Source organism: Micromonospora sp. NBC_01405, assembly GCF_045040155.1.
In the GTDB taxonomy this organism is placed as follows: Bacteria; Actinomycetota; Actinomycetes; order Mycobacteriales; family Micromonosporaceae; genus Micromonospora.
Genome location: NZ_CP109532.1, coordinates 3,372,218 through 3,391,495, shown reverse-complemented (window position 1 = coordinate 3,391,495; position 19,278 = coordinate 3,372,218). Strand labels below are relative to the sequence as shown.

Annotated in this window: 15 protein-coding genes, 1 pseudogene and 1 riboswitch; of the genes and pseudogenes, 7 read left to right on the top strand and 9 right to left on the bottom strand. The window is 74.1% G+C overall.

The features are described 5' to 3' along the window. Positions 1-8: 8 nt before the first annotated feature. From OG559_RS14405 to OG559_RS14395, 3 genes are all read left to right on the top strand, one after another. A complete protein-coding gene (locus OG559_RS14405) occupies positions 9-2,498 on the top strand; it encodes a S8 family serine peptidase (protein ID WP_405115932.1) in 2,490 nt (829 codons plus the stop codon). 142 nt (positions 2,499-2,640) lie between these two features. Continuing rightward, the gene (locus OG559_RS14400; RefSeq protein WP_405115930.1) at positions 2,641-3,579 is read left to right on the top strand and encodes a GNAT family N-acetyltransferase; all 939 of its coding nucleotides are present in this window, start codon (positions 2,641-2,643) and stop codon (positions 3,577-3,579) included. Positions 3,580-3,730: 151 nt separating this feature from the next. After that, the gene (locus OG559_RS14395; RefSeq protein ID WP_405115928.1) at positions 3,731-3,976 is read left to right on the top strand and encodes a hypothetical protein; all 246 of its coding nucleotides are present in this window, start codon (positions 3,731-3,733) and stop codon (positions 3,974-3,976) included. 75 nt (positions 3,977-4,051) lie between these two features. On the opposite strand, the gene groL is transcribed toward OG559_RS14395, so the two are convergent. After that, positions 4,052-5,674: a chaperonin GroEL gene (gene groL, locus OG559_RS14390; protein WP_405115926.1), complete on the bottom strand. Its 1,623-nt coding sequence runs from the start codon at positions 5,672-5,674 to the stop codon at positions 4,052-4,054. An 892-nt stretch (positions 5,675-6,566) separates the two neighbouring features. Next, positions 6,567-6,770 (bottom strand): cold-shock protein, encoded by a 204-nt coding sequence (locus OG559_RS14385; RefSeq protein WP_007073263.1) that lies wholly within the window; start codon positions 6,768-6,770, stop codon positions 6,567-6,569. Between the two features lie 224 nt (positions 6,771-6,994). Between OG559_RS14385 and OG559_RS14380 the strand changes: the two genes are divergently transcribed. Continuing rightward, a complete protein-coding gene (locus OG559_RS14380) occupies positions 6,995-7,588 on the top strand; it encodes a GNAT family N-acetyltransferase (protein WP_405115924.1) in 594 nt (197 codons plus the stop codon). A gap of 103 nt (positions 7,589-7,691) precedes the next feature. On the opposite strand, the gene paaN is transcribed toward OG559_RS14380, so the two are convergent. From paaN to thrC, 3 genes are all read right to left on the bottom strand, one after another. After that, the gene (gene paaN / locus OG559_RS14375) at positions 7,692-9,365 is read right to left on the bottom strand and encodes a phenylacetic acid degradation protein PaaN (RefSeq protein ID WP_405115922.1); all 1,674 of its coding nucleotides are present in this window, start codon (positions 9,363-9,365) and stop codon (positions 7,692-7,694) included. Between the two features lie 120 nt (positions 9,366-9,485). Next, positions 9,486-10,505, bottom strand: a complete 1,020-nt coding sequence (locus OG559_RS14370; RefSeq protein WP_405115921.1) for a GNAT family N-acetyltransferase — start codon at positions 10,503-10,505, stop codon at positions 9,486-9,488. Between the two features lie 383 nt (positions 10,506-10,888). After that, entirely contained in the window at positions 10,889-12,175 is a 1,287-nt protein-coding gene (gene thrC, locus OG559_RS14365; RefSeq protein WP_405115919.1) for a threonine synthase, read from the bottom strand. Positions 12,176-12,187: 12 nt separating this feature from the next. Beyond that, a riboswitch (SAM riboswitch) is annotated at positions 12,188-12,319 on the bottom strand. 197 nt (positions 12,320-12,516) lie between these two features. Between thrC and OG559_RS14360 the strand changes: the two genes are divergently transcribed. Both OG559_RS14360 and OG559_RS14355 read left to right on the top strand, forming a co-directional pair. After that, positions 12,517-12,972 (top strand): hypothetical protein, encoded by a 456-nt coding sequence (locus OG559_RS14360; protein ID WP_405115917.1) that lies wholly within the window; start codon positions 12,517-12,519, stop codon positions 12,970-12,972. A gap of 137 nt (positions 12,973-13,109) precedes the next feature. Next, complete coding sequence (locus tag OG559_RS14355) at positions 13,110-13,823, top strand: hypothetical protein (RefSeq protein WP_405115915.1); 714 nt, start codon at positions 13,110-13,112, stop codon at positions 13,821-13,823. Positions 13,824-13,857: 34 nt separating this feature from the next. Here OG559_RS14355 and OG559_RS14350 read toward each other — a convergent pair whose 3' ends face one another. Next, a complete protein-coding gene (locus tag OG559_RS14350; protein WP_405115913.1) occupies positions 13,858-14,307 on the bottom strand; it encodes a DoxX family protein in 450 nt (149 codons plus the stop codon). Between the two features lie 183 nt (positions 14,308-14,490). On the opposite strand from OG559_RS14350, the gene OG559_RS14345 reads away from it, so the two are divergent. Then, positions 14,491-14,952, top strand: a complete 462-nt coding sequence (locus OG559_RS14345) for a GNAT family N-acetyltransferase (RefSeq protein ID WP_405115911.1) — start codon at positions 14,491-14,493, stop codon at positions 14,950-14,952. Positions 14,953-15,004: 52 nt separating this feature from the next. Here OG559_RS14345 and OG559_RS14340 read toward each other — a convergent pair. The 3 genes and pseudogenes from OG559_RS14340 to OG559_RS14330 form a co-directional block, all read right to left on the bottom strand. Further along, positions 15,005-15,183, bottom strand: a pseudogene (locus tag OG559_RS14340) (type II toxin-antitoxin system VapC family toxin); the annotation flags it as partial. A gap of 295 nt (positions 15,184-15,478) precedes the next feature. Then, positions 15,479-16,351 (bottom strand): ABC transporter permease, encoded by an 873-nt coding sequence (locus OG559_RS14335; RefSeq protein WP_405115909.1) that lies wholly within the window; start codon positions 16,349-16,351, stop codon positions 15,479-15,481. Next, positions 16,351-19,221, bottom strand: a complete 2,871-nt coding sequence (locus OG559_RS14330) for an alpha/beta fold hydrolase (RefSeq protein WP_405115907.1) — start codon at positions 19,219-19,221, stop codon at positions 16,351-16,353. Before OG559_RS14330 ends, OG559_RS14335 begins: the two co-directional genes overlap by 1 nt. Positions 19,222-19,278: the final 57 nt, after the last annotated feature.

Here is a 19,278-nt window from a genome sequence, read left to right as displayed (position 1 = left end):
GTCTGGGGATGGAGGTCGACCCCCCACCGTTCGCAGGCCAGCCCCTGCCTCCGGCCGTGCCGGGTCCGCCGCCGTCGGGCCCCGGCCCGTGGCCCGTGGTGGCGGCGGTGCTGGTCGGCTGCTGGGCTGTCGCGGTCACCGTCTCCGCCGAGCTGGCCGGCTGGCTGACCGACCAGATCCTGCTGATCAGCGGGCTGGACCGGGCGGTCTGGCTCTGGCCGGTGGTGGCCGGCGTCACCGTCCTGCTGGCCGGCGTGCCGGCGCTGCTGCTCACGCTGCTGCCCCGGTCCGGGACGGTCCGGGCCACCGGCCGGGCCTGGCTCACCGGGGTGCTGGCCGTCGGCGCGCTCACCCTGCTGCGCGCCCTGCCGCCGGTGCACCACGAGGCGTACCTCGCCGCGCTGGCCGTGGCGGCCGGCCTGCTCGCCGCCGTGCTCGGCCGGCTCGCCAGGGGCCGCGCCCAGGCGTCCCCGGGTGCCGGGACGGTCGGTGAACCGGGCACGTCCGCACGGCCCGCCCCGGTGCCGCCGGCCGCCGGCGGGAACGGGACGGTGACGCTGCTGGCGGTGGCCGCCGGGGTGGCGACCGTGCTGCCCTGGGCGTGGCTCGGGGCGCTCGGAGGGCTGCTGGAGACCGTCCTCGCGGCGGTCGCCGCCGCGGCGGTCGGCGTCCTCGCCGGTGCGCTGCTCGACGCCCGGTTCTGGGCGCACTTCGCGGTCGGCCGTCCGCCCCGGCCAGCCCGGCTGGTGCTGGTCGGCGGTGCGGTCGCCGGGGTGGCGCTGCTGCTCGTCGCCGCCGGGGCCGGGCAGTCCGGGGCGCAACTGCCCGCCCTGCTGACCCTGCCACCGCTGGGCTTCGTGCTGGCCGCCCTCCAGGCCCCCGCCGCCCGTGCGGGCGGGTCCGCCGGGCCCGGCCCGGCGCGCTGGCTCGTCGGGCTCGGCGTTCTCGGGCCGCTGGCCTTCGTCGACCCGGAGGAGAACACCCTCGTCCTGGCGGCCACTCGCGACGTGCCGTACTGGGTGGCGGCCACCGCCGCCGCCGGGCTCGCGGTGGCCGCGGTGCTGGCCGTCGCGTACGGCGTGCTGCTGGCCCGCCCGCGCGGCGGGACGCCCAGCCGGCCGGTGGCGGCGGCGGTCGCCGTGGTCCTGCTCGCCGGGGCGGCGGCGGTGTACCTCGGGCCCGGCCGGCCCGGTCTGCACGGCGAGCGGCTGCTGGTGGTGCTGCGCGAGCAGGCCGACCTGGGCGGGATCCCGGCCGGCGCACCGGGCCGGGCCGGCCGGGACGCCCGGGCCGGGGAGGTCTACCGGCGGCTCGTCGCCACGGCCGAGCGCACCCAGCCCGACCTGCGCCGCGACCTGGCCCGGCTACGGCTCGACCCGACGCCGTACTACCTGGTCAACGCGATCGAGGTGGACGGCGGCCCGGCCGTGCGGGCCTGGCTGTCCGGCCGGCCGGAGGTGGCCCGGGTGCTGGTCAGCCAGCGGCTGCGCCCGCTGCCGGCCGCCGCGCCGACCAGCCGGGGCGACGCGCCGGCACCGGCCGGGCCGGCCTGGAACGTGTCCCTGATCGGCGCGGACCGGGTCTGGTCCGGGCTGGGGGTGACCGGCGCCGGCGTGGTGGTGGGCAGCTCCGACTCCGGGGTGGACGGCCGGCACCCGGCGCTGGCCGCCGGCTTCCGGGGCGGCGACGACTCCTGGTACGACCCGTGGGACCACACGACGACGCCGACCGACCAGGGCGGGCACGGCACGCACACTGCGGGCAGCGCGGTGGGGCGCGGCGGCATCGGGGTGGCCCCGGGTGCCAGCTGGGTCGGCTGCGTGAACCTGGACCGCAACCTCGGCAGCCCGGCCCGCTACCTCGACTGCCTCCAGTTCATGCTGGCCCCGTTCCCGACCGGCGGCGACCCGTTCACCGACGGACGGCCCGAGCGGGCCCCACAGGTGCTGACGAACTCGTGGGGCTGCCCGCCGATCGAGGGCTGCGACCCGGCGGCGCTGCGGGCGGCGACGGCGGCGCTGGACGCGGCCGGCATCTTCGTCGTCGCGGCGGCCGGCAACACCGGGCCGCACTGCGGGTCGATCGAGGACCCCCCGGCGCCGTACCCGGACGTGTTCACGGTCGGGGCGGTGGACCGGGACCGGAAGGTCGCCCCCTTCTCCAGCCGGGGGCCGGTGCCCGGCGGGAGCAAGCCGGACCTGGTCGCCCCGGGCGTCGGGGTGCTCTCCGCGATGCCGGGTGGCACGTACGCCAGGCTGGACGGCACCTCGATGGCGACCCCGCAGGTGGCCGGGGTGGTGGCGCTGATGTGGTCGGCGAACCCGGCACTGGTGGGCGACCTGGACCGGACCCGGCGGATCCTGCGGGACACCGCCACCCCGGCCGGCGCGACGTACCGTTCCCGCAACCCGGCGGACGCCTGCGGCGGCGACGCGAACATCACCGGCGCCGGCCTCGTCGACGCGTACGCGGCCGTCCGCGCCGCCCGAGTGGGATGACCCGCGCCGCCCGCGGCGGATGACCCGGGCCCCTCGTCGATGCCCACGGCGCGGGCCTCTCACCCCCGCCGCCACCCGCCCCCGGGGCGGCGGGGCGGTCGGCAGGTGCGGCGGGGCGGTCGGTGATCTAGGGTCGGCGACCATGGACGCGGAGACCACCCTGGCCGAGCTGACCCCGGGCGCACTGCCCGCCGTGGTGGACCTGTGCCGGCGCGCGCTGGACCTGCCGGAGGACGCGGCCGAGGCGGCGGCCGTGGTGGACACCCTGCACACCCGCGCCGGGGCGGACCGGACGGTGCTGGGGCTGGGCGCGTACCACGGGACGGAGCTGGTCGGCGCGCTGATCGCCTCACTCTCCGGCGGGGAGCCCCCGGTCGGGCACGTCGACCTGGTGGCGGTGGCCCCCGAGCGACGGCGTCGGGGCGTCGGGCGGGCCCTGCTGGACCGGGCCGAGCGCGACCTCGCCGGGCGGGGCGCGACCGAGGTGCTGCTGGCCGGCAACCCGCCGTACTACGCCTGGCCGGGGATCGACGTGCGGTACACCCCGGCGGTCTGCGCCGCGCTGGCGCTGGGCTACGCCCAGGACCGCACGGCGTGGAACATGACGGCCGACCTGTCGTACGACGAATCGCCCGCGCTGCGGACGACGGAGCCGGCGGAGCGGCGGCTGGCCGAGCGGGGCGTCACGGTGCGGCGCGCCGAGCCGGCGGACCTGCCGGCGCTGGCCGCGTTCGCCCGGTCCACCTTCGGCGGCGCGTGGGACAGCGAGCTGGCCGGTTCGCTGGGACGCCCCGGCGCCGGGGCACACCTGGCGGAACGGGCCGGCACGGTTCTCGGCTTCGCCGCCTGGGGCTCGTCCCGGCCGAGCTGGTTCGGCCCCATGGGCACCGCCCCGGAGGCGGAGGGCACGGGGATCGGCGGGGTGCTGCTGCGCCGGTGCCTGCGCGACCAGCGGGCCGAGGGGGTGGAATCCGCCCAGATCGGCTGGGTGGGCCCGGTGCCCTTCTACTCGGGCAGCGCGGGGGCCCGGATCGAGCGGGTCTTCTTCCTGTACCGCAAGGCGCTGCCGGCCACCGGATGAGCGGGGACGCCCGGGCCGCCGAGTGCTGCGTGGCAGGCCGGGCCGCCGGGTGCATGGCAGGCCGGGCGGCGAAACGGGCATGGGCCCGTATAGCGCCGTTCGGCCGCGTCGGCCATCGACGGCCCCTACCGTCTGGGTAGAGGAGGCGGTCATGGCCACGGACGACGAGCAGACCGACGACGCGCAGCCGGCCACCTGGGTGCCGGTCGAGGAGATCCCGGGGCAGCTGCCGTTCGACCGGCTGGACTACGGCGACGCCGAGCAGCTCGCGGAGATGACGGAGGACGACGCGCCCCCGGCCGAGGAGCCGGTGGTCCTGGTGGACGAGCCGATCCGCATCCACCCGCCGTACGACCGGGCCCGGAAGCGACGCAACCAGCGACCCCTGCCGACGTGACCGGCGGGCCGGCAGACGACGAAAGGGGCGGGCCGTGTCAGCGGCCCGCCCCTTCGGCGTTCGGTGGAGCTGGACTCAGAAGTCCATGTCCCCGCCACCCGGGCCAGCCGGGGCAGCCGAGGCCTTCTCCGGCTTGTCCGCGACGACGGCCTCGGTGGTGAGGAAGAGCGCCGCGATGGAGGCGGCGTTCTGCAGCGCCGACCGGGTGACCTTGGCCGGGTCGATGATGCCCGCGGCCAGCAGGTCCACGTACTCGCCGCTGGCGGCGTTGAGGCCGTGGCCCGGGTCGAGGTTGCGGACGCGCTCGACGACCACGCCACCCTCAAGGCCGGCGTTGACGGCGATCTGCCGCAGCGGGGCGTCCAGCGCGATCTTGACGATCTGCGCGCCGGTCGCCTCGTCGCCGGTCAGGTCCAGCTTCTCGAAGGCGGTCTTGCCGGCCTGCACCAGCGCGACGCCACCACCCGGGACGATGCCCTCCTCGACGGCCGCCTTCGCGTTGCGAACGGCGTCCTCGATGCGGTGCTTGCGCTCCTTGAGCTCGACCTCGGTGGCCGCGCCGACCTTGATCACCGCAACGCCGCCGGCCAGCTTGGCCAGGCGCTCCTGCAGCTTCTCGCGGTCGTAGTCGGAGTCGCTCTTGTCGATCTCGGCCCGGATCTGGTTGACCCGACCCTGGATCTGGTCGGCGTCGCCGGCACCGTCGACGATGGTGGTCTCGTCCTTGGTCACCACGACCTTGCGGGCGCGGCCCAGCATGTCGAGGCCGACGGCGTCCAGCTTGAGGCCGACCTCCTCGCTGATGACCTGGCCACCGGTGAGGATGGCGATGTCAGCCAGCATGGCCTTGCGGCGGTCACCGAAGCCCGGCGCCTTGACGGCGACCGACTTGAAGGTGCCACGGACCTTGTTGACCACGAGGGTGGCCAGGGCCTCGCCCTCGATGTCCTCGGCGATGATCAGCAGCGACTTGCCCGACTGCATGACCTTCTCCAGGATCGGGAGCAGGTCCTTCACCGAGGCGATCTTGCTGTTGACGATGAGGAGGTACGGGTCGTCGAAGACGGCCTCCATACGCTCCGGGTCGGTCATGAAGTACGCGGAGATGTAGCCCTTGTCGAAGCGCATGCCCTCGGTGAGCTCAAGCTCCAGGCCGAAGGTGTTGCTCTCCTCGACGGTGATGACGCCTTCCTTGCCAACCTTGTCCATCGCCTCGGCGATGATCTCACCGACGGTGCTGTCACCGGCGGAGATGGAGGCGGTGGAGGCGATCTGCTCCTTGGTCTCGACGTCCTTGGCGAGCTTGGACAGCTCCTCCGAGACGCTGGCCACGGCGGCCTCGATGCCCCGCTTCAGGGCCATCGGGTTGGCGCCGGCGGCCACGTTGCGCAGGCCCTCACGGACCAGGGCCTGGGCCAGGACGGTCGCCGTCGTCGTGCCGTCACCGGCAACGTCGTCGGTCTTCTTCGCGACCTCCTTGACCAGCTCAGCGCCGATCTTCTCGTACGGGTCCTCGAGCTCGATCTCCTTGGCGATGCTCACACCATCGTTGGTGATGGTGGGGGCACCCCACTTCTTCTCGAGCACCACGTTGCGGCCCTTGGGGCCGAGGGTCACCTTCACGGCGTCGGCGAGCTGGTTCATGCCCCGCTCGAGGCCACGGCGAGCCTCTTCGTCGAACGCGATCATCTTGGCCATACGGCGTTGTCCTCCTGGACACTCACGGGCCACCCGAGTGTGTGTCCCGGATGGGCCGCCTGGTGTACGCACCTTGGGACGTCGCCACCTGGCGACGACGACGTCTCCTCGGCCGGGCCGGATAGCCCGCGACGACCGGCCATGCGCACCCGGCAGTTGTCCGCCGGGGGCCCGTGGCCCCACCGTCCCGACCATTGGCACTCACGGTATGCGAGTGCCAATGACCTGTTTAGCACTCTGCCTTGCCGAGTGCAAGCACGATGCCGGGTCCGGACCCGGTTTGCGAGCCCTGACCAGCGCTGTCCGGCCGCCGACTCGGCCAAGTTCACCCGCCTACCGACGGCGGTCACCGGGCCGCCACACGCCCGCCACCCAGGTCCGTGACGACCGAGCCGAACCGGCTCCGCAACCGTCACGGACCAACAAGCCGGCAGGCAGGCGAAGCCGAGGCAACCATCGGGGCTACGGGCCGGCGGGCGTACCGGGCACCGTGGGGTACCGGGGCGCCATGGGGTACCGGCTCATGGGGTACCGACGGCGGGCCGGGTACACCCGGGGTATGGGCGGCGGGCCGGGTACGCCCGGGGTACGGGGCGGGCCGCCAACAGCAGGCGGCGTCGGCCAAGGCGTCGGCGGGGCTCGACTGGGCGGCGGCCGGGTGGGCAGCCCGCCGGGGCGGCGCAGCACGCCGGGGCACCGGAGAGTCAGCCCCGCGTCGAGACTCAGCCCCGCGTCGCCGTCCCGGGGCCACCCCATCCGGCCACGGCATCCAGCTGACGCACCCGGCCACGGCATGCGGCTGACCCGTTCGGCTGGGGTGGCCCGTCGTCGCGGTCGCCGGGCGGGTCGGCCCGGGCGCGCCCAGCCGTGGGCCCCGGACCTGGTCGGGGGGTCAGGCGACGACGCGGACCCGCTCGGCCTGTGGGCCCTTCTGCCCCTGGGCGATCTCGAACTCCACCCGCTGTCCGTCGTCCAGCGCCTTGTAGCCGTCCATCTCGATCGCGGAGAAGTGGACGAAGACGTCCTGCCCCCCGTCGACGGCGATGAAGCCGTAGCCCTTTTCGGCGTTGAACCACTTCACGGTGCCCTGTGCCACGGTGCACTTCCTCACGTCGCGCGGCCTGCCAAAGCGGCGGGACGCCGGCGCGAACCGGCGGCCCCGGACCACCGGCTCCGGGGTCGACGACGACCCCGAATTCAGTGACCAAAATCGCACGGTACACGAGCCGTCACGCAGGCGCACGACCGCAAATCAGGCAATATCGGACCGACCTCGACCCGGAGACGCATAGGCGAGCGTCACTGCGGTATGCATGCGGAATGACAGCAGGTCCCCGCCCGTCGGCCGCCGGGCGCCCCGCGCCGGACAGGACGCTCGCCCCGGCCACGCGGGCGACCGTCGTCCACCGGGTGACCCCGTGGGACGCGGCCCGGATGCGCGCGCTGCGCCTGGAGATGCTCGCCGACGCCCCGCTGGCCTTCCTGGAGACCCTGGCGGACGCCGCCGCCCGTCCGCACGCCGACTACGCGGCCCGGATCGCCTCGGTCGCCGTCGGCCGGCACACCGCGCAGTTCGTCGCCGACCCGGGCACCGACCGACCCGGCGGCCCCGCCGGCCGGCTCCTGGGGCACGCCGGCGGCACGGTCGCCCCGGACGAGCCGGGCCTGACCGTGGTGTACGCCGTCTACGTCACCCCGCAGCGGCGGGGCACCGGCCTGCTCGCGGAGCTGATCGACGCGGTGGCCGGCTGGTCCCGCGAGTGCGGCCGGCCGGAGCTGATGCTGGAGGTGGTGGTCGGCAACGACCGCGCCTACCGGGCGTATCAGAGGCTGGGCTTCGTGGACACGGGCGTCCGGGTCCCCCACCCGGTGATTCCCGCCCTGCGCGAGCTCCAGATGCGCCGCCCGGCCTGAGCGCCCGCACCGAGGGGTGGGGCCCCAGCGCCGAGGGGTGGGGGTGCCCAGCGGCCCGGCCCGACGCCCGCGCGCCGAGCGGACCCCTGGGCACCCCGCCCCGTCAGGCGGGGCGGCGGCTCTGCACGACGCGGAACCGGTTCGCCACGTACGCGCCGTCGGTCAGGGCCGCGTTGGCGGCCGGGTTGGCGCCGCTGCCGTGGAAGTCGGAGAACGCCGCCGACTGGTTCACGAAGACGCCGCCGGTCAGGTTGCACGACAGGTGCACCCCGGTGTCGACCGCAGCCGCCTCGGCCGCGTCCAGGACCGACTCGTCGGTGGAGTAGACGCCGGCGGTCAGCGCGCCCTTCTCCCCCACCGTGGAGCGCAGGATCTCCAGGCCGTGCGCGGTGGAGTCGGTCGCGATGACGAACGAGATCGGCCCGAACCACTCCCGCGAGTACGTCCCGGTGTCGCCGGCCGCCAGCTTCACGATCGTCGGGGTGCGGACCACCGCGCCGGGGAATGACGGGTGCTCGACGGCCCGCGACTCCAGCACGGCCTCGCCGACCTTTGTGACCTCGTCGAGGCGCTCCAGCACCCCGTCGTTGACGATCGCCCCGGTCAGCTCGACGCCCCGGGCCGGGTCGGCGGTGATCTTGCCGACCGCCGAGGCGATCCCGGCGGCCACCTCGTCGAAGCTCCGGTGCCCCTGGTCGGTGGCGATGCCACCCGACGGGATCAGGATGTTCTGCGAGGTGGTGCACATCTGGCCGCTGTAGAGGGTCAGCGTGAAGCCCAGGTTGCGGCACATCCCGGCGAAGTCGTCGGTGGAGTCGATCACCACCGTGTTCAGGCCGGCCTTCTCGGTGTAGACCGCCGCCTGCCGGGCGTTGGCCTCCAGCCAGTCGCCGTACTCGGTGGAGCCGGTGAAGTCGACGATCTTCACGGCCGGGTGCAGGGCGAGCGTCGAGGCGAGCTTCTCGCCGGGGGCCTCGGGGGCGAGCAGCACCAGGTTCGGGTCGAAGCCGGCCTCGGCGAGCACCTCCCGGGCGTAGCGCACGGTGATGGCCAGCGGCAGCACCGCGCGCGGGTGCGGCTTGACCACCACCGGGTTGCCGGTGACCAGCGAGGCGAACAGCCCCGGGTACGAGTTCCAGGTCGGAAAGGTGTTGCAGCCGATGACGAGGGCCACCCCGCGCGGCACCACGTGGAACGTCTTGGTCATCCGCAGCGGGTCGCCCTTGCCTGCGGGCTTCTCCCAGCCGGCCGTCCCCGGGAGCCGGGTCATCTCCGCGTACGCGTAGGCGATCGCCTCCAGCGCCCGGTCCAGCGCGTGCGTCCCGCCGGCCTGGAAGGCCATCACGAACGCCTGTCCGCTGGTGAACTGCACAGCGTTGGCCAGCTCGAAGACGTGCTTGTGCAACCTGTCGAGGATCTCCAGGCAGACCCCCGCCCGGGCCTGCGGGCCGGCGTCGCGCCAGGCCGGCAGCGCGGCGGAGGCGGCGGCGACCAGCTCGTCGGCGCCGGCATGTGGGTACCGGACGTTCAGCTCCAGCCCGAACGGGCTCGCCTCGGTGGCCACCCGGTCGCCGACGCCCGGCTGGTCGAGCGGGAAGTCGCCGTTCAGGTACGCCTCGAAGGCAGCCTTGCCGTCGGCGGCGGCGGTCTCGCCGTACACCCGAGGGCTGGGTGATTCCGGGTAGGCGGACCAGTACCCACGCTCCGCGATCGCGGTCAGCGCACGGTTGAGGGTGTCGGCGTGCCTGTCGTGCAGGGGATGCGGGGTCTCCGTCATGCCCGCCATCATGCCCCAGCCGGGAACCGGACAGTAGGGGCCGACGACCGCCGCCGGCGTGCCGGGACGCCGCCCGGGCCGGCGCGGCGCTGAACAGCCGGGCGGTCGCACGGCGGCCGGTCAGATGGTGAGCTGCCAGTCGGTCCAGGCGTCGACGGGACGGAAGCCGAGCCGCTCGTTGATGTCGATCATGTGCCCGTTGGCTGCCGCGTTGAACGTGTCCACGGCACGCAGCTCCGGCTCCTGGGCGAGGGCGTACCGCAGGTTCTCCACCTTCGTCACCAGCCCGAGCCGGTGCCCCCGGTGTGCCGGGTCGACGATGGTGATCTGCTGGAACGCGTGCCACGATGCGCTGGGGCCGACGTCGAGCAGCGTCCAGGCGACCAGCCGGCCGGACGCCACGTGCACCGCCCCGTGGTGGTAGCAGCGGCGGCCCCGGGCGTCGAGCGCCCGTTCCATGCCCCGAATCCGCTCGACGTCGATCCGCTCCGGCTCCCACTCCAGGTCCCCCAGCGGGGCGTCGGTAATCAGCCGGCCTTCGAGGTGGGCCACGTCGGCGACGTACTCCTCGGGGGCGGGCCCCCGCCAGCGGACGGTGCGGTAGCCGGCGGCGCGGGGCCGGGCGTCGGCGAGCAGGGCGTCGAGCGCGGCCGGGTCGAGCCGGGTGGCGTCGAGCCGGCGGCGGACCTCGGCGAGCACCGGTCGCCCGCCCACCGCGGCGGCGAACGCTCCGCCTGCCCCGTCGCGTCCCGGCCCGTCGGGCAGGGCCGAGACGGCCATCCCGACCACCCGCTTGCGCCCCCGCTCGCGCAGCACCCGCACGCCGTGCTCGTGCAGCGCCCGGCCGACCCCGTGCCGGCGCTGCGACGGGTCCACGAACAGGTCCACGGTGGCGTTGTCGGTGTTGTCGAGCTGCGGCAGGAGCAGGCCGAGGTAGCCGGCCGGCACGCCGTCGCGGTGGGCGAGCGCCCAGACCGGCACGCGGCCTGGCATCGGGTGGCGGAGCCCGGCGTCGAACCGCCGCCGGCACAGCGGCGGGAAGTCGGGGACGTCCGCCGCTTCGGCCGCCGCCCTGATTCGGTACGCCGCGTCGACCGCGCCCTGGTCGGCCGGCTCGACCGGCGTGATCGTGATGCCCATGGACCGAGGGTGACCCGGGAATGACGATCGGGCCAGCGAATTAATCGCTGGCCCGATCGGACGTGGTCGGGAGGGACGATCGCACAACGCCTTCGGCGTTGGGTCGCAAGAACTAAAAAGTCTTCGGCGAAACGCCCTCCCGCACCGAGCATCCTGCGCCGTCCGGTTCCTGTCGTCAAGTCCTCGGTGGCGGGTTTCTCTCACCCAGGGCTAAAAGTCGGTTACTCGGGGGATCCGCCCCATCCCCCGTCCGGGCGATCCACCCGTCCACCGGACGGTCGGGCCCGGGGCGGCGGGCAGGGCCGGTGGGGCGCGGCAGGCGGCGTGCTTCCGGGCCGGGGCGGGGGAAGGGCCGCAGGCCACGCCAGGGTCGATCGAGCAGGTCAGCCGAGCAGGCCGGCGTCCCGGGCGGCGCGCAGCGAGGGCCTGATCCGGTGGGTCGGGCCGACCTGGGCGGCGACGGCGTCGATGGTCTTCAGCCCCTCGCCGGTGTTGAACACCACAGTCTCCGCCGTCGGGTCGAGCCGGCCGGACTCGACCAGCTTGCGCAGCACGGCGACGGTCACCCCACCGGCCGTCTCGGCGAACACCCCGGTGGTCCGGGCCAGCAGCCGGATGCCGTCGCGGATCTCGTCGTCGTCGACGTACTCCATCCAGCCGCCGGTGCGCCGGACCGCCTCCAGGGCGTACAGGCCGGCGGCCGGATCGCCGATGTTGAGCGACTTGGCGATGCCGGTCGGCCGGACCGGGGTGATGATGTCGGTGTCGGCGTGCAGGGCGGCGGCGATCGGGTTGCAGCCGGCGGACTGGGCGCCGAAGACCTTCCAGCCGCCGGCCGGGGCCTCGACGAGGCCGATCTCGACCAGCTCGCTGAACGCCTTGTCGATCTTGGTGAGCAGCTCGCCGCTGGCCATCGGGATGACCACCTGGGCCGGGATGCGCCAGCCGAGCTGCTCGGCCACCTCGTACCCGAGGGTCTTGGAGCCCTCGGCGTAGTACGGGCGGACGTTGACGTTGACGAACGCCGTGTCCTCGAACTCGTCGGTCTCCACCAGCTCGCCGCAGAGCCGGTTCACGTCGTCGTACGAGCCGTCGACGGCGACCAGCTCGCCCCCGTAGACGGCGGTGGTGACCACCTTGCCCGCCTCCAGGTCGCTGGGGATGAACACGACCGAGGGGACCCCGGCGCGGGCCGCGTGCGCGGCGACCGAGTTGGCCAGGTTGCCGGTCGAGGCGCAGGCGAACCGGGTGAAACCGAGCGCCCGGGCGGCGGTGAGGGCCACCGAGACCACCCGGTCCTTGAACGAGTGGGTGGGGTTCGCGCTGTCGTCCTTGACCCAGAGCGGGGCGGTGATGCCCAGCTCGGCGGCGAGGTTGGGCGCGGCGACCAGCGGGGTCAGCCCCGGGTCGACGGTCACCCGGGTGGCCGGGTCCTGGCCGGCCGGGAGGAGGGCGGCGTACCGCCAGATGTTCTGCGGGCCGGCCTCGATCTGCTCGCGGGTCACCCGCGCCAGGGCGGCGGCGTCGTAGTCGACCTCAAGGGGGCCGAAGCACTCATAACAGGCGTGCTGCGCGGCGAGCGGGTAGCGCGCGGTGCAGGCCCGGCAGACCAGGGCGCGGGCGGGGCTGGCGGTGGTGTCGATGCCGGACGCGGCGAGGGTCGACGTCATGTCGAGAAGGTCCTCTCATCTTTCCCCGCATCGCACCCTGCGGCGGGGACGGAATTGGCACCTGTCCGCACCGCTCGTCGTCGAGCGCGCGGGTGGTTGCCGGGGCTTCGTCGGGCCGTATCCCTCTGCCCCTCTGGATGAGGTATTCAGTTGTGCGCACGAGTCTACGGCGGATCGCCGGCTCCGCCACCAAAGGTTCCAGCGTGTGGGCCGCTCCGGGGCATTGAATTGATCACACCGTCACCGTGGGAGTCGACGACACCACCACCCGCAACGTTGGCCTTGATCAATTCCAAGGGGGGCCTGCATGGGGGCTGGCCTGGGGTTTCTACGCTCACCGCGTGACGTACCCCCCGACGCCCGGCTTCCCCGGGCCGCCCCAGAAGTCCCGCGGGCTCAGCCGGACGACCCGCACCGTGATCATCGTGGTCGCCGTGGTGGCGCTGCTCTGCTGCGCCGGCGCGGTCGGCGGCGGCCTCTGGCTGTTCCGCACCGTGCAGGGCACCATCACGCCGGCCCGGGACGCCGCGACCGCATACCTGGACGACACGAAGGCGGGCAACTACCCGGCCGCGTACGCCCGGCTCTGCGAGCGACTGCGCAGCCGGCAGACCGAGGCGCAGTTCACCCGGGCCCGGCAGGCCGAGCCGCCCCTGGACGAGTACCGCGTCACCGACACCCAGGTGCATACCAGCAACGGCGACACCAGCGCCGAGGTGACCGTCAAGATCGCGGACCGGAACAGGGTCATCAGCCTGGTCAAGGAGGGTGACCAGTGGCGGGTGTGCGGGGGCTGATCGGGTGACCCCGGCCGGTCCTGCCCGTCGTCGGTCAGGCCGGCACGGCCGCCTTGCCCGGGACCGGGACCGCAGCGGCGGGTGGCGCGGAACCGCTACGGTGCGGGAAGCCCACCCCCCGAGAGAGGAACTGGCCGATGCGCCGGACCCTGCCCAGTCTCGCGATCCTCGCCCTGGCCTGCCTGTTGACCGCGAGTTGCGACCCTGGGGGGTCGGCCTCCTCGGCGGATACGACCACCGCTCCCGCCGTCGCCGATCCGGCCGCTCCGGCGGAGGACGACGGCCCGGAGCCGGCCCCGGCGACGACGGGCCCTGCCGCCCCGCCGGAGCCGACCGTCGCCGGCACCACCGCCGCGCCGCCGAAGCCCGCGCCGAAGAAGGTGCCCGCGCTGACCTGCAAGCAGCTCGCCGGCGCCCACGTCGGCAGCACCAAGGTCCCCTACCAGGGGTACGCCGACTACCTCCCGCTGGCCGAGGGCGTCTGGTCCGGTGAGGACGGCGACACGGTCACCCTCCAGAAGCCCTGCGGGATCGGCGACCTCGACGGCGACGGCGCGGCGGACGCGGTCGGCGCGGTCGCCCTCAAGAGCGGGGGCAGCGGCACCTTCTACACGCTGGTGGTGTGGCGCAACGCCGACGGTGAGCCGGTCTACCGGAGCCTGGCCGAACTGGACGACCGGACCCCGGTCGTCTCGATCACCGTGTCCGGCGGCCGGGCGAAGGTCGTCTGGCTGACCCGCTCCGCCGAGCGCGGCATGGCGGAGCTGGACATCCGACGCACCTCGTACTACCAGCTCTCCGGCAGCACGTTCACCGAGGTCAGCCACACCGACGCGCCGTACAAGCCATAGCGGCGGGGGTACGGCTCAAGCCGGTGGGTACGACTCAAGCCGGCACGGACCGCTTGCCCGGCACCGGGGCCACGACGGCGGGCTCCCGACGGCGACGGAGCAGGCTGTCCAACGCCCAGGTGCCGGGGCCGAGCACCGCGACGAGCACGAACGACCAGCAGAACAACGCCGCCAGCTCGCCGCCGTTGCGCAGCGGGAGCAGCCCGTCGGGCTGGTGCACCACGAAGTAGGCGTACGCCATCGAGCCCGAGGCGACCAGCGCGGCGGGCCGGGTGAACAGCCCGGCCAGCACCAGCACGCCGCAGGCTGCCTGGATCAGCGCCGCCCACCAGCCCGGCCACTCGCCGAACGGGACGGCCTGGCCGGCGCCCCGGGCACCGCCGAGCACGCCGAACAGCGACGACAGCCCGTGGCACAGGAAGAGCAGGCCGACCACCATGCGGAACAGGGACAGGACGAGTCCGCCGAGTCGGTCGAACTTCATGCGACACCTCCAACGACATTGATCGATGCATTCAGCATGCGAGCAAGGGCGGGGGATGTCCACGGAATCCCTCCTTGTGGGAACGCTCCCACAAGGAGGGCGCGCGGCCGCTCGGGCGCCGGCCGGGGCGCGGCGATCGCAAAAGGGGATGCCCGGATTCCGATCGGGCGTCAGGATCCGGTCATGACCACGTTGCTCACCGGCCAGGACGACCCCGAGTTGGAACGTCGCCTCTCAGACGAACTGGACGCCATCAACCGATCCTCCATCGCCTCGGACGACGAGACGCCCTTCTCCATCCGGGCCACCGACGACGCCGGCACCCTTCTCGGCGGGATCACCGGGTGGACCTGGGGCGGCTGCGGCGGCATCACCTCCCTGTGGGTGGAGTCGGAGCAGCGAGGCCGCGGCCTGGGTCGTCGCCTGTTGGCCGCCGCCGAGGACGAGATCCTGCGGCGCGGCTGCGACCGGGTCGTCGTGGCGACCATGTCCTTCCACGCGCCCGGCTTCTATCACCGTCACGGCTATCAGGAGGTCGGGCGCACGCCGGAGATGCCGGACGGCACCGCGAAGCACCACTTCCACAAGCGACTGGTCACGGCGCATCCCGTAGTTCACGCAGGCGATTCACCTGTTACCGGGTGAAGCAGTACCCGAGACGGGCCTCGTGAGATGTCGGCACAGAACCCGGACCGGGTCACACCGTGAGGACGTCCACGTATACAGCGCGATCGACGCGTCGCCGGTGACCAACGTCAAGCCCTCGGTGACCGCTTACGCCACCAGCATCCGATCGAAGGGATCACGGTGATGGAGCGGGAGGCGGCCGGCGGCGATCGCGTCGGCGTGGGTCACTGGTAGCTCGCGGAAGCCCAAGCCCGCCGGCTGACCCGGAGTCTCATGGGGGCCGGGACCCCGGAACGGGGAGATCTTGGAAGCAAACGGCCCTTCCAGGGGCCGAAATCTTCCAAGATCTACGGCCCGCGCTGGCCGGACCCGGCAAATCCTGCTTGAGCGCAACGTGCCTGGCAGCGCAACGTGCCTGGCGGGCCAGCACTCTCCATGAACGTTTGCTGAGATTGGAGAAGACACCCTGCGTGTCGTCTCATTGATCATCAAACGATCAAGGTGCTGCGCCGACTCGTGGCCGGCAATCGGCCGGCAGCGGCCGTCAGCTCGTGATGTCCTTGCGGGTGAAGCGCCAGAAGGCCATCGACCAGAACAGCGTGGCGTAGGCGATCGCCGAGATGCAGCCGCGCACCACGTCGTCGGTCTGCACCGGCGTCGACAGCAGCCCCAGCCAGGCGTTGGCGTAGTGGGTGGGTAGGAACGCCCGGATCCCGCCGAGCGCGGTGATCTGGTCCAGGATGCTGGACAGGATCCACAGCAGCACCGCACCGCCGACCGCGCCGAGCGCCGCGTCCGTGACGACCGAGAGCAGGAACGCCAGCCCGGCCACCGCCAGCAGGACGACCGCCAGGTAGCCGAGCACGGCCAGCAGCCGCAGCAGCCCCTCCCCCGGCTCCAACTGGGCCGCCACCTGGCTGCTCAGCGGCTCCCAGCCGTACCGGAGGGTGCCGGCGAGCAGGGCGGTGCCGGCGAGCAGCAGCAGGGCCAGCCCCGAGTACGCGAGCGCGACCACCAGCTTCACCGCGAGCAGCCGGGCCCGGGGCACCGGGACGGCCAGCAGATAACGCAGGCTGCCCCAGCTCGCCTCGCTGGCCACCGTGTCGCCGCAGAACAGCGCCACCACCACGACCAGCAGGAACGACGCCGAGACCAGCAGCGCGAAGAGGGTGAAGTTCAGCCCGCCCGAGGTGGCCAGGTCGGACAGGCTCGCGAACTCGCCCCCGCCGTTGCGGTCGTCCTCGCCGGAGTCGAACTGGAACGCGATCAGGATGATCAACGGCAGCAGCACCATGAACCCGAGCGCGAGCTGGGTACGCCGCCGGGACGCCTGCCGGCGGAACTCCGCCGCGAACGGCAGGGTGGCCGAGGGGCGGTAGCCCGCCGCCGCGCCCACCGTGGAGGACGACTGCGCCATCACCGGTCCCCGCTTCCCCGAGAGTTCTCGCCCACCAGGGCGAGGAACGCGTCCTCCAGGCGGCGGCGCGGCACCACCCGGTCCACCCCGATCCCGGCCCGGACCAGCTCGGCCACCACCTCGCTGCGCGCGGTGCCGTTGGTGTCCACCACCAGGTTTCCGTCGGAGTCCGGCAGCACCGTGACCCCGTCGAGCCGGCCCAGCACCTCGCGCGCGGCGGCCGGGTCGGTGACGTCGAGCAGCACGCTCGGGGACTCGCCGACGATGTCCTCGACCGGGCCGGACGCCACGATCCGCCCCTTGTTGACCACCACGGCGTGGGTGCAGGTCTGCTCCACCTCGGCGAGCAGGTGGCTGGAGACCAGCACGGCCCGCCCGTCGGTGGCGTAGCGCTGGAGCACCCGGCGCATCTCGGCGATCTGCGGCGGGTCCAGGCCGTCCGTCGGCTCGTCGAGCACCAGCAGCTCGGGCAGGCCGAGCATCGCCTGGGCGATGGCCAGCCGCTGCCGCATGCCGTGGCTGTACTTGCGGGTCCTGCGGTGCACCGAGTCGCCGAGCCCGGCGATCTCCAGCGCCTCGTCGAAGTGCGCGTCCGCCCACGGCCGGCCGGTGGCCCGCCAGTACGCCTTGAGGTTGTCCAGGCCGGACAGGTGCGGCAGGAAGCCGGGGCCCTCCACCAGCGACCCGATCCGGGACAGCACCGGCGAGCCGGGCACCAACCGGCGGCCGAACACGTAGATCTCCCCGGCGGTCGGCTGGGTCAGCCCCATCAGCACCCGCAGGGTGGTGGTCTTGCCCGCGCCGTTGGGCCCGAGCAGGCCGACGACCTGGCCGGGGTGCACCTCGAAGTCGACGTTCGACACGGCGACGAAGCCGTCGGCGTACTCCTTGCGGAGCTGCCGGACGGCCAGCGGGACGCCCGCGTACTCGGGGTGGACCGAGCTGTCCTGGCGGCGGTGCCGGCGGCGGGCCAGCAGGACGACCGCGACGAGCCCGACGGCGATCGCGGCCAGCAGCCCGGCGAGCACCCAGCGCCAGACGACGGCCGTGGTGGGGATCGGCTCGCCGGCCACGGTGGGCAGCACGATCGGGCCGTCGCCGGCCGCCACGGTGTAGACGGTCGGCTCGACCGGCGTGGTGTACGCCTGGTCGGTGGTGGCCACCGTGATCCGCAGCCGGTGCCCGGCCTCGATCCGGCGGACGATCGCCGGGAGTGTGACGGTGACCGGCGTCGCGGCACCGATCTGCGTCGGCAGCCCGGTGAGCCGGACCGGGGCGACCAACCCGTTCGGCAGGGTCGCCGCGCCGGTCGGGTCGACGTCGTAGAGCTTGACGAACAGCACCGCCTCGCCGGTGGGCGACGCCGCCCGGATCGAGACCGTCGGCGCGCCGGCCACGTCCACCGCCTCGGCCAGCGGCTCCGACTCGAACCGGGCGTGCTGGCCGGGGACGTCGCCGGCCACCCCGTCCAGCAGCGAACCGAGCGCGCCGGCGAACGGCACCGACGAGATGGCCGCCGGGTTGCCGTTCGGCGGGTTCGCAACGGGCTGGGCCGGGCCGGTCACCGCGACCTCGCGGCGTCCGTCGCCGGCCAGGCCGGGGTAGTCGGCGGTGCGGAAGCCGGTGGCGACCAGGCCGCGGTCGAGGGCGTCGAAGCCGGCGATCCGGGAGTACGTGAAGTCGTCGCCCGGGGCCGACCCCTCGCCCTTGACGTAGTGGTCGAGCCACTGGACGGTCAGGTACTTCACCCGGTCGGAGTCGTTGCGCGGCCCCGCGCCGCCGTCGTGGCCGCCGGTGTACCAGGCGACCCGGACCGGGGTGCCGTTCGCCGCGATGCCGCGCGCGTTGGCGTCCGCCTCGGCGATCGGGAAGAGGCTGTCCGCCTCCCCCTGCACCAGCAGGGTCGGCGCCTTGATCTTGTCCAGCACCGGGGCCGGGCTCGACCGGCGCAGCAGCTCCACGTCGGCCTTTTCGGCCCGGCCGGTGGTGGCGATCCGCAGGTACGCGGCGCAGACGTCGGCGGCGAACCGGCCGCACGCCGGATCCGCCGCGCCCGCCGGGGTGCGCCCGGAGCCGGTGCCCGGCCCCGAGCCCGGTGCCGGGCTGGGCGGCCCGGCCGAGGCGGGGGCGCCCTCCGGCTCGGCGGCCGAGGTGCCGGAGAGCCCTGCGGGGCCGGAGCCGGCGTTGCCACCGCCGCCGAAGAAGATCCCGGCCCAGCCCTTCTTGAACACGCCGGAGGTGGCGTCCTTGCCGGTGCTCTCCGGCAGGAACGCCCGGGACAGGTCGTTCCAGGTGATCATGGGGACGATCGCGTCGACCCGCCGGTCCTGGGCGGCCAGCAGCAGGGCCAGGCCGCCGCCGTACGAGCCGCCCACCACGCCGACCCGGGGGTCGCCGGGGGCGTCGGTGCGCACCTCCGGTCGGGCGGCCAGCCAGTCCAGCAGGCGCTCGCCGTCCCGCACCTCGTGGTCGGGGCTGTCCAGGTGGATCTGGCCGCCGCTGCGACCGAAGCCCCGGGCGGTCCAGGCGAGCACGGCGTACCCCTGAGCGGCCAGGTCCTCGGCGTCGGCCCGGACCGACTCCTTGGTGCCGCCGAAGCCGTGCGCGAGCAGCACCGCGGGCACCTTGCGGCCGGCCGACGCGTCGTCCGGCAGGTAGAACGTGGTGTCCAGGTCCACCGGCTCGTCGCCTGTTGGCCCGGACCGGACGGTGACCAGCGCGGACTCGGTGCGGAAGCCGGCCTCGTCGGGCCGGGTCGCCCACACCGCGACGGCGGCCACCAGCACGGCCGCCACCGACCCGGCGACGATCCGGCGGCGGCGGGTGCCCAGGGCCCGTCGGACCGGAGCGACCGGCAACGGCGATCTCATGGGGCACAACGGTACGGGGCAATTCCTGAGCGTTGGCTGAGATCCTCCGTACGTCCG